Annotated in this window: 1 protein-coding gene; it reads right to left on the bottom strand. The window is 70.7% G+C overall.

What is annotated here, in order from left to right; genetic code table 11:
- Window positions 1–287: FG-GAP repeat domain-containing protein (locus tag IF30_RS0140640; RefSeq protein WP_030248377.1), on the bottom strand; the 287-nt coding region annotated here is incomplete at both ends.

Raw genomic sequence — 287 nt, 5'->3', positions numbered from 1 at the left:
CCGTTGGGGTTGATGACGCTGTAGTCGGCCCTGCCGTCGCCGTTGATGTCGGCCAGGCGGATCCGGCTCAGGTCGCCGGTCAGCCCGCTGGCGATCTGCCCCTGGTCGGCCCACCCGCCGGAGGTGTCTCCTCCGCGGTTGAGGTAGGTACGGATGCCGCCGTTGCCGTCCAGCACGCAGTAGTCCGTGCGGCCGTCGCCGTCGATGTCCGCGAACCGCACCCGGCTCGCGTCCGTGGTCAGACCGGATGCGACCTGGCCGATGTCCTGCCAGGTCCCGTGTCCGTC

The organism is Streptomyces sp. NRRL S-350, from assembly GCF_000719705.1.
GTDB lineage: Bacteria > Actinomycetota > Actinomycetes > Streptomycetales > Streptomycetaceae > Kitasatospora.
The sequence above is the reverse complement of the archived record's forward strand: the minus strand, read 5'-3'. Positions and strand labels throughout refer to the sequence as shown.